Consider the following 13,990-nt stretch of genomic DNA (forward strand, 5'->3'; position numbering starts at 1 on the left):
GTCTCGGCTTTTCGATCGGCTTATTGCCATCCTAGAGCCGGGTAATTCACGCAACTGCCGCAAGGCCCTATGGTAGGATTGGTTGATTCGACCGTGTCAGGGTCACGTCCGTCAAATGTCGGCCACCAGTCGGCTTCGATAATGTAAACCTGACCGTTCTTCAGGACAACTCTCAACGGACCGTTTACCCAAACATCGAAGTCTTTCGGCCAACTGGGAGTATTGTAAGTGGTATCTGCCGGATGTGCATTAGGATATAGACTGTGGAATTTAGCAGGATCGTCTCCGATCCGAAGTCCGCGGTCAGTTGATCCTTGCCACGGCGCTCTGACGGCAACCGTAACAAAACCATTAAACGCCCATTGCAACCAGATATAGTTCCCGCCAGAACAACCCAGATACTCAAGCGTCTGTCCGGCTCCTCCAGTATGGCCATTATAGTAACTGTAGTCAGGGTCATCACTGCCAGCCCGCCAGTCACCCTGGTATCGCCTCATCACTCCGAATCCCGCTGCGGAACCAGTCGGAGCAATAGGACCTGAATCACACTCAGAGAGCGTGACGTTTATGGTCACAATCGCGGTCTGGTTGTCGTACACAGCCTTGATATCGGCTGCTCCATAGGCATGCGAAGTGACCAATCCTTTGTCTATTGTAGCGACGGTTGTGTTTGACGAGCTCCAGGTTGCGGCATCGGTGACGTTTTGGGTCCTACCCGAAGCGCCCGAATCAGCCTGCAACTTAAGCGTATGGGTTTTTGCCCTTGATCTCTGAAGTACCCTTTATATCTTTGATGATCGTGGTCACGTCATAGATCTTTAAAGCCTCATCATTACTTGGCGATAGTAGGTTCTTAATGCAGGCCGAAAACGTTATGCACAAAATCGCCAGCAACCACGGTTTCATACATCCTCCTTGGTTTAGAAATATACGGGAAAAAATTACCGGCGTCAATAGGTTTCTTCAAGAATTTGTGACTATTATCAGAACGGTTGCTCCTTTGGTTTTTTCATTTCTCACTTGACAAAATAATAATTTCCGTTATAAAATACCTTACGTTTGCATAGAAACAGAGCAACAAAAATTAACATTAACAGCGAAAAAAAAATGACAACTCAAAACGGGTTTTTTCGAAAGTCGTTGTATATGTTTGCCATCGCCGCTTTGGTACTGAGCGGTTTTTTTGCGGGCGTTTCCCCGGCTTCGGCAACCACCGGCACTTTCACCGCCACCCAGACCGTGGCGAATGTTCCAGCCTCCACAATTCCTTCCGTAACTTTTGCCGGAGGGTCTAACGCCGTAAACGGGGTTGTTCCGGCTGTAACTTTTGCCGGCGGCGCCAATGCAGTCACCAGCTCTATCCCATCCATCACTTTCGCGGGAGGAGTAAACGGCGTTGCTGCCACAGCTTCCACTACTATCCCGGCAGGTCTTGCTGCCAATGCCACTGACCATTCCATCACAATCGACGGAGTAGTGATCAACCTCGGCACAGCAGCTCAGAGTGCAGTTCAGGTAGCATCCACCATTGCCGGCACAAACTTTTCAACCGGTACCAGTTTTCTTGCCGATGGAGCGTATACGGTAAGCAATGTTGGCGCAACCGTGACCTTTACCAGAACAGCCACCGGCACTGCCGGGAATAACGGCCTGACAATTGCTGATACTGATTTCACCTCTGTGAATGCAGCGGCTGCCAGCGCGACGGTCATTGTACCGGCAGGCCTTGCTGCCAATGCCACTGACGAAATAATTATGATCGACGGAGTGAGTATTGATCTGGGCACCGCCGCTCAAACAGCAGTTCAGGTAGCCTCCACCATTGCCGGCAGTGACTTTTCAACCGGTACAAGCTATATGGCTGACGGAGCGTATACGGTAAGCAATGTTGGCGGTACCTCAGCCACAGTCACCTTTACCAGAACCGCCACCGGCACCGCGGGAAATGTAAACCTATTAGTTGCCGATGCCGATTATACGACTACAAACGGCGTTGCTGCCACAGCTTCCACCACTATCCCGGCAGCTTTGCCTGCGAATGCAGCGGACCATTCAATTATGATCGACGGGGTGACCATTGATCTGGGAACAGGCATCAGAAGTGCTGCCAGTATCGGTGGGCTTATTGCTTCGACTGATTTTAGTTCCGGAACAAGTTTTCAGGCTGACGGGTCCTATACGGTAACTAATAATAACGCTGTCGTTACTTTTACGCGAGACAATACAGGCACTGCCGGCAATAACGGCCTGACAATTGCTGATGCTGATTTCACGGGCGGAGTCAGAGCAGCAAGGACGGTTACAGTGAACAGTGTTCCTGCCAACGGGGTCAATCTCACCATTGGCACTTGTGTTATATCGTTTAACACCATAGCCACTGCTGACGCAGATTGCGGTAATAATAACGCGGGTATCAGAACCAGTGTAGACAATACTGCGGCTCTGGTTGCTGCGAGGCTGCGAACCTTGATTAATGTGTCTGATGTCGGGCATGGCGCTTTGACAGTGGCAGGCAGCGGCACAACCGCCAGCTTCACCACAACAGGTCCTGAAACTTCAGCTACTGTAATCACTGCTTCTCTGTCCGCGGGGGCGAGCATTATTCTGACCACTGTTAATACTACGGGTGTTGTTTTTTCCACAGCCACGATCCCGGCCCTTACTTTTACGGGCGGAGTTACGCTTGTCACCAGCTCTCTTGTCCCGGTCGTTACTTTTGGAGGAGGCGTTGATATTGTCACCAGCTCTATCCCATCCATCACTTTCGCGGGAGGAGTAAACGGCGTGGCTGCCACAGCTTCCACTACTATCCCGGCAGGTCTTGCTGCCAATGCCACTGACCATTCCATCACAATCGACGGAGTAGTGATCAACCTCGGCACAGCAGCTCAGAGTGCAGTTCAGGTAGCATCCACCATTGCCGGCACAAACTTTTCAACCGGTACAAGCTATACGGCTGACGGAGCGTATACGGTAAGCAATGTTGGCGGTACCTCAGCCACAGTCACCTTTACCAGAACAGCCACCGGCACTGCCGGGAACAACGGTCTGACAATTGCTGATACTGACTATACCACCGTAAATGCAGTGACGGCGAGCGTCACAGTTACAATAACCGATTCCCTGGCCGGCAATGCTAATGACCATTCAATTACCATAGACGGAGTAACCATTGATCTGGGAACATCCGCTTTGACCGCTAATCAAGTTGCGGCCGCGATCGCCGCCAATCCGTTCACAGGCAAAGATTACACCGTAACCAATCCCTCCGGCGCCAATCTTACTTTTACTAAGAATCTGGGAGGTACTGCCGGAAATGTTTCCCTGACGCTTCAAGATCCTTTATATACCAAAATTAACGCTGTGTCGGCAACGGTTACGGTTACAATACCTGCCGGCCTTGTGGCCAATGCCACTGACCATGTGGTCATCATAGACGGAGTAACCATTGATCTGGGAACATCCGCTTTGACCGCTAATCAAGTTGCGGCCGCGATCGCCGCCAATCCGTTCACAGGCAAAGATTACACCGTAACCAATCCCTCCGGCGCCAATCTTACTTTTACTAAGAATCTGGGAGGTACTGCCGGAAATGTGGCGCTGACAATTCAGGATGCAAGTTATGGTGCAGTGGCTCAAGTGGCCACGTTCACACCCGCATCAGTGACCGCAACCGAAACATATAGGGCAACCATCAACGGGATAAATTATGATTACCTGGCCGCCGGAGGAGATAATGTAGCAACAGTGGTAGCAGCACTAGCGCCTCTGATGGACGCAAACCCTGCTGTTGATTGTTCCCAAGACACCACTAAGATCACCTGTGCCGCGAGCGTTGCAGGAACCGCCTTTACTTTTTCCGCAACAGTCATTTCCGGAGCAACTTTAAGTTCCGTTCACATTGGATCTAACAACGCAAATCCAGCACAGGCAAAAGTCGGAGACATGGTGACTTTGACTTTCAGTTCTTCTGTGAGCATCCAGTCTGTTGTGGTTACGATCGCGGGTCATCCGGTCACAGCTTCCGGTTCGGGCGCAGGTCCCTATACAGCCACGTACATGATGGCCACTGGTGATACGGAAGGCGCGGTTGCTTTCACGATTGATTTTACGGATATGGCTAGCAACCCCGGGAGCACAGTTACGGGGACTACTGACGCGTCCAGTATAAATTTTGACAAAACGCCTCCCGCGACTCCGGTGATCACGTCGATCGCAGGCGATAATTTCATCAATAATTCAGAAAAAACGGCAATAGTCGTTCTGGGAACTGCTGAAGCCAACTCGTCAGTCAGCGTGTCTTTGGCCGGAGGCGCAACGGTTAACAGTATTGTTACTGCTGACGGTCTGGGCAATTTTACCGCAACGATAGACGGGACAACCCTGACCGATGGAACAATTACTCCTTCTGTGGTTGTCATGGATGCGGCCGGCAACGCAAGCGCGGCCGCAATGACGCCGACAGCCGTAAAAGACGTGGTGGCGCCTACGGCTTCGATCAGTTACTCCATCCCATACGCAGTCAGGTCAGGAGATTCGCTCACAATTACGGCAACTTTCAGCGAACCAATATTGGATTCACCGGTAGTTAAATTGGCTATTTCCGGCAGCAATACTTTGGCTGCGGCGGATATGACCAAAACCGACGGCACTCATTACACATATGTGTTTACGGTCGGTTCAGGAGATGGTGCAGCATCCGTGGCATTAAGCGTTGGCACTGATGCTGCGGGCAACATTGTGGCTTCAACTCCTACAAACAACGCTGCATTTACAGTTAATAATACAACCCCGATCGTTCCTAACTCCGTAACTTTAAGCGATTCTACTACTCTGGATCTTTCTTCTGGCTTGGCTCCGCAGACGTCCGCTGATGTGAACGTTGAAGGTGTTGCTACAGTGAGTATGGTCAAATCAGTTCTCCTGCGCGGCGCCACCCTGGGCGATCCGGTCGTGATTAGCAATTCTGATCTGGCTGGGGTAAATGTCAGCATTCCGGACGGAACTACTATTACCGGTCCCAACGGCTGGGATGGGAATATACTTCCGCCAAAGACCAATACGGACAGTTCCGGTACTCCGCCTTCCGGATTCCAAATAGGAAATAACATTATAGAAGTCGGTTCCCTGGGGAATGTCCTGGTTTTAGATAGTCCCGTAACAATTACCGTCTCAAATGCCACAGCGCCGATCGGTTACCGCGCGGCCAATACAACTATGTGGGTTGCTCTTCCTATGTGCACAGGAACTTATGCCAGCCCTGTTCCGGTAGCTTCACCAAATGCTTGTTGGATAACTAATGGCACTGATACGAAAATAGTTACTTTCCACTTCAGTACTTTTGCCGGATTGATCGCAGTGAGCACTGGAGGCGGTGGCGGCGGAGGGGGTGGCGGCGGCAGTGGCAACGGTATTTTGCCGCCCGTAGCAAGCTCAACTTCATCTTCGGTTCCAGGATTACCCTCCACGGGTAACGCGGTCACGACTCCCGCACCGGCTGGGGCGCATCCGAACGGAACGTTGATCTATGATGGCCAGACTTTTTATCTGATAAATAATGCGCAAAAGATCGGCTTCCGCGACCCCAATGAATTTGCCTCTTACGGCTATAAATTCAGCCAAGGGGTACCGGCGAATGCTATAGATAAAGCTCTGCCAACTGCGCCGGATATTGCGAGAGCAATGGCAGGAACCTTAGTGATAGATGCCAGAGACAATATTACCGTTTATATGATAGGCACCGGCAGTACTGCAAGGGGCTTTACCTCTGCTGATGTATTCATGGCTTTGGGCTATAGTTTTGGGGGACTTCCGAGAATTAATTTGGCTGATTATCCTGTAGGACCTGTGATTGGTTCAACTACCGATGCTCATCCGGACGGCTCATTGGTTCTGGACGGCAATACCATTTGGTGGCTGCAAGGCGGACAAAAACAGGGATTTGAATCCATGGCAGTGTTCAACACCTACGGGTTCAGCCTGTCGCGGGTTGTTCCGGCGAACGATTCAGACAGGGCAATACCGGAAGGCCCGATCGTGAAATTCAGGGACGGCACATTGATCAATGACGGGGTCAGTTACTACATAATTTCCGACGGCAAAAAACTGCAGTTCTCATCCGCGGCCGATCTGTCCAATAGGGGATACAAAACTTCCAACGCCGTGATGACCAGCCTGATCAATTACGAAGCAGGCGGAATGGTCCAGTAAAAAAGAAAATAGAAAAAGACCTTGCGTGAGCTAGGTCTTTTTTGTTGCTTATAATTATTCGTTTTATTGTTTCTTTTCGCGCTTGCGTTTGTTCGGATCCAGAATTTTCTTTCGCAGCCTCAAACTTTCGGGAGTGACTTCCAGCAGCTCATCCGGTCCCAGATATTCCAAAGATTCTTCCAGGCTCATAACTTTGGGCGGGGTCAGGATCAGCGCTGCGTCAGTGCCGGAAGCGCGCATATTGGATAATTTTTTAGTTTTGTTTATGTTCACTTCAATGTCCTCGGCTTTGGCATTTTCGCCGACGATCATGCCCAGATAGACTTCCACTGCCGGTCCTATAAATAATGTGCCGCGTTCCTGCGCGTTATTCAGTCCGTAAGCGTTGGAAATTCCGGATTCGGAAGCGATCAGCGAACCGTGAGGCAGATTAACTTCCCTCTCCGCTTCGACAGGACGGTAAGAATCAAAGATATGGTTGATGATCACAGTTCCTTTAGTCTGGGTCAGAAGTTTGCTTTTAAGTCCGATCAAACTCCGGGTAGACATGACGTAATCCAAATGCGTTTCGCCGTGGCTGGTATGGATCATGGTCACTAGTTCGCCGCGGCGGCGTCCGATCTCTTCAATTATCGCCCCCTGGTAATCATTGGGAACGATGACCGATAAGCGTTCGAACGGTTCGGTTCTTACTCCATTCTCATCTTTGAAAATAACTTCCGGCTGGGACACTTGCAGTTCAAATCCTTCGCGGCGCATGGTCTCTATCAGGATGGCCAGATGCAGTTCGCCTCTTCCTGCCACCTGAAAAGTATCCGGGCTCCCTGTATCCGTGACTTTGAGCGCTACATTGGTTTCCAATTCCTTGTATAACCGGTCGCGCAGATTGCGCGAGGTGACGAATTTGCCTTCGCGGCCGGCAAAGGGCGAGTTGTTCACGGCAAAAGTCATTTGTACCGTCGGCTCATCCACTATCACCGGGTCTATCTGTTTTGGATTCGCAGGGTCAGTGATGGTTGAACCGATCGTAATTTCTTCCAACCCGGCCACTGACACGATCTCGCCGGCGGAGGCCTCTTCCACTGATTGTTTTTGCAAGCCTTGGAATACTGAAATATCCGTGGTTTTTGCCGTGAATTTTACGCCATCGGGCGCGATCTGCATGACTGACTGGTTCTTTTTGATGGAGCCGGAATAAATCTTGCCGATGCCCATTTTGCCTATGTATGGATCGTAAGCTAAAGCCAAGACCAGAATTTGCAGCGGTTCGTTTTCAATGATCGTCGGTCCCGGGATCTTGCCGACAATGGTTTCGAACAGGGGAGTCAGATCAGTGCTGGGTTTATGGATGTCCAGAGTAGCGGTGCCGGCTGTTGCCTGGGCGTAAATTATAGGAAAATCCAGCTGGTCGTCTTTCGCGCCCAGGTTTACGAACAGATCAAAAGTTTTGTTCACAACTTCATCTACTTGCGCGTCAGAACGGTCAATTTTATTTATGACCACGATGGCTTTGTGTCCCAGTTCCAGGGCTTTTTTCAGCACGAATTTGGTTTGTGGCATTGGGCCTTCCTTGGCATCTACCAAAAGCAAAACGCCGTCCACCATCCGAAGCGTGCGCTCCACTTCGCCGCCAAAGTCAGCGTGCCCCGGCGTATCCACAATATTGATTTTTACGCCATTAAAAACTACCGAGGCGTTTTTGGCCTTGATGGTAATGCCGCGCTCGCGTTCCAGGTCCATGGAGTCCATGATCAGCACGCCCAGATCTTCCACGTTACGCTGAACATGGGTTTGTTTGAGCATGGCGTCAACCAAAGTTGTTTTTCCGTGGTCAACGTGAGCAATTATTGCAATATTCCGAATGTCAGCTCTTTTCATAATGTAAATAAAATAAAATCCGGCGATGGTGCCGAAGCACTGGTAAATATACCAAATCTTGGCTTTTTTGTCAAAATGCAGATAATATCTCAGCCATTTTTTATACTGGTATAATTGCAAAAGTTATTAACCCGAGCTATAATATTTTTCCGGACCAAAGGTTCCCAAGGAGGAGAGAATGTCTAGGAAACGGCCGATGATCCTGGTTTGCCCTGTTTTTTTTCTCATTTTTTTCGGACTTTCCTGCTCCAACGACAAGCCGACCCCGACTCAACCTACGCCGGTTCAGGCTCCCACGCTCTCTATTGTTGGAAACTCAGAGATTGTGGGCAAGGGGAAGATTTTGCAGCTGTTTGCATCCTACAAGACAAGCACGGGAGTTGCTCAGGATCAAACCAACGCCGCCAACTGGAGCTCATCAAATGCTTTGGTGGCATCCGTGAGCAAGACAGGATTGGTGACGTCGGTAGGTTACGGGCAGGCAGATATTTCTGCCGCGTTCAGCGGCATAAGTGCACTGGTTTCGGTGAAAATATCTCAGCCTCCGCCGATCACGTTTACCGTTGAGTCCCAAGGCACGAATGCTTCCAGCGGGGTTGACGATTACGGGAGGGCAATTTTCAAAAGGAACGGCAAGATCTTCGCCGGCCGAGATCCCTCGGTAACAGGAGCGCTGTTCTCCGGTCGAGGATTCAATCTGGTCATTATAGATCCGCAGACTGGAGAAATGGCGGGACCAATAGCCACCTTTGATACATATATTTCACGAAGCACGGGTGCGGATGTTTCAGCCATGACTGCTTTCGTGAACGGATTGCCTTCCGGAGTAATTATCCTGGTGGGCGTAGAAGATGAAGCTGGTCTTACCAGTGATGATTTTTCCTGCTTGCCGAACCCGACTCCCGGTACGGTCTGCTGCCGCCCGCTAGGATATTCCTGGACTGAAAATTTACAGCGATTGTTCGAATCGCTCGGTGCCACACAACTGCGCCGCTATTGCTACCGCAACTCCTATGCCTTTATTGCGATCAAGGGGCAAGGCGCAAAAGCGGAACAGTTGGTTAACGCTACGACAGCAATTGCTGCGTATACATTGACCCTGCCATAAGCGGGTTGCCCAAATATCAAATTTGGGCTTTTTTATTTTTAACAACCATTGACAAATAAGCCCAAAAGGAGTACAATTTATTTTGCTTCTTAAGTAAGCGCGGCAGTCGCTCTCATCGCAAGATGAGGGAGGAAAGTCCGAACACGTTGGTTGGATGGAATTCTCATGAGTTCATGCAACCTTAGGTAGCGGGTAATTCCCGTCGTGAGAGATCAAGAGATGCGAACAGTGACGCCTGATCAGAAATGAAAAGGCTCCTAAGCGATTAGGATGAAGCCAATGGTAACATTGGATTGAAACGGCTAAATTCTTACCTAATAGTGCAATATCAAATAGGCTCTTAAATGAGCGGGTTGATAGCTTGAGGTGCGCAGCAATGCGTGTCCCAGATAGATGATTGCCTCTGCTTTGGGTAAAACCAAGGCAACAGACAGAATTCGGCTTACAACTTGCTTAGGAAGCATAAATATTGATCCGATGGATAACCATCGGATTTTTATTGCTTTAATATGGCACTTGAATTGCAGTATATTGAATGTTATGATTTAGAAGCTTATGAAAAATGATCAAAAAATAATCATAGTGTTCTTGACAATAATTGCTTTGGCGCTCGGATTTTTTGCTTATAAAAAAATGCACCCTCAGGCCAAAAGCATGCAATCCGCTCAAACCAACCAGAGTGCCCAGACCAATGCAAATACTAACAGCCAAACCGACGCACAGAAACTTTTGAATGTACCGGCGCCCAATGCCTCGGCAGATGAGATCACGCAGCATTCGCAATTGGCGGCCAAGCTGGCGGTGCTGGGCTCGGAAATTGAAGTGGGTGATTGCAAGTCCAAGCCGCTGGTTTTGCAGCTCAAGCAGGGGACTGCCTTTACATTAAAGAACAGCGGAGCATCCAAAGTGGGAATTACTTTTGATAAAGACCACGTGGATTATGTTGATCCCGGAAAATCAACCGTTGTCAAAGCCTCTCTGGACCATGGGCCCGGTCTTTATGGTTATCGTTGTATCACCAGTACGGCAAATGGCATCAGTGGTTTTGTCCTCGTTTCGCCGTAAGTCCGACCTCTAGCTTGCATTTAGGATTTGAAATCATGGCTTGAAACCCATGATTTTTTGTGGCATAATTAGGCCAAAGAAATAAATGAAGAAACTAAATTATCAGGAGAATAAGGTCTTTATTCTGGCGGCAGGGTTTTTGGCCGTTGTGATCCTTTTATTTATAGGAATTTTGGCCGGCGGACGCATTAATTTTCATTTTAAACCGCATAACAATTTAGCTTCCTCAACTGATAATTACTCGGAATTGGATGCCATCCGCGGCCAAAACCAGGATTTCGGCCAGCTAACTGTTTTTTTCAAGGACTTGGCAAATAAAAAAGGCGGTGAATACGCTTACAAAGCCTTGGCTTTCGCCGCCAACTCCAATTATCTGGCGCCGAATATCGATACTCATTTGCTCGGCCATGTTGTCGGCGATGTTTTATTCGCCCAGGAAGGCCTGGACGGGATCAAAGTCTGCACCAATGATCTGCGCAATGCCTGTTCCCATTCCATCGTTGTCGGGGCCTTGCTTACACAAGGGCTTGGCGCGCTTCCCAAAGCGGTTGAGACGTGCCATTTGGCGCCGGGCGGTAGCGGCGCTTACACCATGTGCGTGCATGGTCTGGGTCATGGGGTTTTGGCATATACGAATTACGATATGAAAAAAGCCATTCAGTTGTGCGACAAGGTCGGGCAGCCGGTTATGAGCAGTCAGGAATATGCCCAGTGCACCGGAGGCGTTACCATGGAAATGATGGCCGGCATACATGACCCGGTGGCCTGGGCCAAGCAAACTCCGTATTATTTCAGCAAGACCGATCCGCTGTCGCCCTGCGACATGTCATTCATGCCGGCGGCTGCCCAGCCCATGTGCTATAACTATCTGACTCCGCATTTGTTCCAGATGGCAGGTGCGGACCTGGGAAATCCGGGTCCGAAAGATTTTGAAAAGGCTTTTACTTTCTGCGCGAAACTGCCGGTTTCAAATAGAGTAAACTGGGATAATTGTTATGGCGGTTTCGGGAAGGAATTCCCGGTTTTGGTCAACGGCAGGAATGTTGAAAATGTGCAGGACCTGGACGACGCCAAACTTAAAACGGTCTACAGCTGGTGCCAATTGGCCAAGGTCAGTGCCGGTGTGACTGACTGCATGAATTCAGCTCTTTCGTCGCTTTATTGGGGAGGGGAGAACAATCGCGACGTGGCGATCAGGTTTTGCAATGCGGTCAGTGATGCGCAAAACCAATCTCTGTGTTTTACATCTCTTTCCGGAGCCGTTTCTTACTACATCCAGGACCATTCATACCGGGAGAGTTACTGCTCTGAGATCCCGCAGGCTTATCAGACAGATTGCCGGCGATTGCTGCTCTTATAATTTTTTAGCGGATTTCTAAATGCCAGATCTGAAAACCAAATTAAATTCCATCGGGTCAGTTTTGATCAGGAATTTTTTTGCAATTTCATTATGCCTGATAATACTCGTCATTGCCGGGGAGATTACTGTTTTGACCTATAAAAAACATCCGGTAGGAACGGATCGTGAGACTTCTTCGCTGAATAATTATGCGGACCAGATCATTGGCAAATGCAGTGATGAACGGTATCATCCCGCCTGCTACGATAAGGAAATTCCCAAACTTATGGATGTTATTTCCATGGAAGACGCTTTCAAGGTCACGGCGATAATCCAAAGCAAAGACAGCACGTACCCTTATTGCCACGTGCTTGGCCACGAGCTCAGCGCCCGCGAAGTCGATAAAGATCCCACCAAATGGAAGGATGTTATAGCCAGGCTCCCGTCCGGGGTTTGCTCCAACGGCGGCATTCACGGGGCCCTGCAGGAAGAATTCCGTTCGGAAACATTTACGCCAAAGCAGGTTGCGAAGATCAAACCGGAGTTGGTCGATCTTTGCGAAAAGCGCGCGTCCTGGAATCCTACCGGCCTGGAACAGGGTTCCTGCTATCACGCCCTGGGTCATTTGACCATGTATCTGACCAATGCCGATATTCCCAGTTCCGTCGCCATGTGCAACGAACTTGCCAAAAAACCCGACGGCCGCGATTATTCCGAGCTTTGCTACGACGGGGCATTTATGCAGATCTTCCAGCCGCTGGAGCCTGAGGATAAAGAGTTAATTGCGGGCAAAGAAGTAAAAGAAGGCCATCTTACCGCCTATTGCGAGCAGTTTACAGGCAATGTCAGAAGTTCCTGCTGGAGCGAGGGCTGGCCTTTGGTTTATAATCAGATAATGCAGCCGCAGGGATTGGTCGCGCATTGTTCGGACAAAATTTTGCAAAGCCCTGACGATTCTGACCGGTGTTTTTTGTCGCTGTTCTATATTGTAACGGCCCAAATGAGCCTTGACGGGAACTTGCTGGATAAGTTCTGTTCAGCCCTGCCGGCGAAATTCAGCGGGCAATGCTATTCTGATGCGGCGGGGCGCATGGTAGAAACTGATTATAAAAATATTCCGACGGCCGTGCAATTCTGCGGAAGCGCCAGCACTGCGGTCGACCAGCAGGCATGTTACGGTGATCTGGTCAGATATTCAACCTATAATTTTCATAGCGGGTCAGAGCAATTCAACAATCTGTGCAACAATATGCCCGAGGATTGGAAAACCAGATGTTTCGCAAATTCCTGACCAAGAACAATCTTATAATCTTTTTATGCCTGATCATCTTCTCAACACTGCTGGCCATTTTTGCCTTAAGCAGCAGGCATCCGAAATCCGCGCCAATCCAGGCTTTTAACGTGGATCAGGAACTCAGCACGCTTTCAAAACAAAACACAGGCGATCTGTTTAAACCCATCCGCGATAATTTGAAGGAGCTGATGAAACGAGGAGGCATTGACGGATCAATTCAGCTGACGGACAAAGCATTTGTAGCAGGCCTGATCCCGCTGGATGAATGCCATAGTTTGATGCATTTGATCGGGCACGCCGCATATGAATACAGCAACGAGGACTTTCACCCCATCGTCAGCAAAGACAGCAATAAGTGCGTGGCCTCGTTTCAGCACGGCGTAGAAGCCCAGATCGTTGAGAGCAAGGTCAATATCATGCAGGCCGTGCCGGAACTGAAGGATTATTGCGCGGCTTTGCGGCAGGTTTTACCCGGGATCACATGCTATCACGGCGCAGGCCACGGTACGATGAGAATTACCCACGTTGCGGCCAAATCATTGCAGTTATGCGATGCGCTTGCCGGCGGACCGGAAACCGATCTGTCTGACTGCTATCGCGGAGTGTTCAGCGAGTACGGCAACATGGCTCTCAACTATGACGGCGACACGGGTGAATATATTCCGACCCCATCCACGGTTACATACGATTCGAAACATCCGTTGCTGACTTGCCAGACGTATGCAGCTAAATATCAGGATGCGTGCTATTCGCAGCTGACAAAAATAGTTTATCAGGGCTCGGATATAGAAGGTACATACAAAAATTGCCAGGATCCGAAGTATACCAGGTCAGCCCAATTAACCTGCACGCGGATCATTTCGGGAATTTACTCCGAGCAGACGTTATATAAAAATGATTTTGTAGCAGCGCCCAAGATCATTTCAACCATGTCAAAGGATTTCAGGGATGTTTATGTTTCGGGGATAAAACTGGGCTTTCTTTCGTACAGCACCAGCGGAGTGCGGAAGGATTGGCAAAAAAGCTGCAATCAGCTCCAAGTCTCGGACCGTCAGCGCTGCCTTGCAGCTTATGAATAGGATTATACCGGCTGTGG

Annotated in this window: 9 protein-coding genes and 1 other RNA gene; 7 read left to right on the forward strand and 3 right to left on the reverse strand. The window is 49.6% G+C overall.

Annotation, left to right across the window (positions count from 1 at the left end; translation table 11 throughout):
• Positions 1 to 20: 20 nt before the first annotated feature.
• Complete coding sequence (locus WDN47_00315) at positions 21 to 740, reverse strand: Ig-like domain-containing protein (protein ID MEJ0021010.1); 720 nt, start codon at positions 738 to 740, stop codon at positions 21 to 23.
• A 1-nt stretch (position 741) separates the two neighbouring features.
• Positions 742 to 906, reverse strand: a complete 165-nt coding sequence (locus WDN47_00320) for a hypothetical protein (GenBank protein ID MEJ0021011.1) — start codon at positions 904 to 906, stop codon at positions 742 to 744.
• A 240-nt stretch (positions 907 to 1,146) separates the two neighbouring features.
• On the opposite strand from WDN47_00320, the gene WDN47_00325 reads away from it, so the two are divergent.
• On the forward strand, positions 1,147 to 6,210 hold the full coding sequence (locus WDN47_00325) for a hypothetical protein (GenBank protein MEJ0021012.1): 5,064 nt from the start codon (positions 1,147 to 1,149) through the stop codon (positions 6,208 to 6,210).
• A gap of 63 nt (positions 6,211 to 6,273) precedes the next feature.
• Here the strand turns inward: WDN47_00325 and typA are convergent, their stop codons facing one another.
• Positions 6,274 to 8,208 (reverse strand): translational GTPase TypA, encoded by a 1,935-nt coding sequence (gene typA / locus WDN47_00330; GenBank protein MEJ0021013.1) that lies wholly within the window; start codon positions 8,206 to 8,208, stop codon positions 6,274 to 6,276.
• A 58-nt stretch (positions 8,209 to 8,266) separates the two neighbouring features.
• Between typA and WDN47_00335 the strand changes: the two genes are divergently transcribed.
• The 6 genes from WDN47_00335 (at position 8,267) to WDN47_00360 (ending at position 13,973) form a co-directional block, all read left to right on the forward strand.
• The gene (locus WDN47_00335) at positions 8,267 to 9,196 is read left to right on the forward strand and encodes an interleukin-like EMT inducer domain-containing protein (GenBank protein MEJ0021014.1); all 930 of its coding nucleotides are present in this window, start codon (positions 8,267 to 8,269) and stop codon (positions 9,194 to 9,196) included.
• 90 nt (positions 9,197 to 9,286) lie between these two features.
• Positions 9,287 to 9,656: RNase P RNA component class A (gene rnpB / locus WDN47_00340), an RNA gene on the forward strand.
• 95 nt (positions 9,657 to 9,751) lie between these two features.
• The gene (locus WDN47_00345) at positions 9,752 to 10,261 is read left to right on the forward strand and encodes a hypothetical protein (protein ID MEJ0021015.1); all 510 of its coding nucleotides are present in this window, start codon (positions 9,752 to 9,754) and stop codon (positions 10,259 to 10,261) included.
• Between the two features lie 85 nt (positions 10,262 to 10,346).
• Positions 10,347 to 11,621: a hypothetical protein gene (locus tag WDN47_00350; GenBank protein ID MEJ0021016.1), complete on the forward strand. Its 1,275-nt coding sequence runs from the start codon at positions 10,347 to 10,349 to the stop codon at positions 11,619 to 11,621.
• Between the two features lie 19 nt (positions 11,622 to 11,640).
• Positions 11,641 to 12,891 (forward strand): hypothetical protein, encoded by a 1,251-nt coding sequence (locus WDN47_00355; GenBank protein ID MEJ0021017.1) that lies wholly within the window; start codon positions 11,641 to 11,643, stop codon positions 12,889 to 12,891.
• On the forward strand, positions 12,873 to 13,973 hold the full coding sequence (locus WDN47_00360; GenBank protein MEJ0021018.1) for a hypothetical protein: 1,101 nt from the start codon (positions 12,873 to 12,875) through the stop codon (positions 13,971 to 13,973). The genes WDN47_00355 and WDN47_00360 overlap by 19 nt, the downstream gene beginning before the upstream one ends.
• The last annotated feature ends 17 nt before the right edge of the window (positions 13,974 to 13,990 follow it).

This window comes from Candidatus Doudnabacteria bacterium (genome assembly GCA_037200925.1).
In the GTDB taxonomy this organism is placed as follows: Bacteria; Patescibacteriota; Doudnabacteria; order UBA920; family O2-02-FULL-48-8; genus JBDTSL01.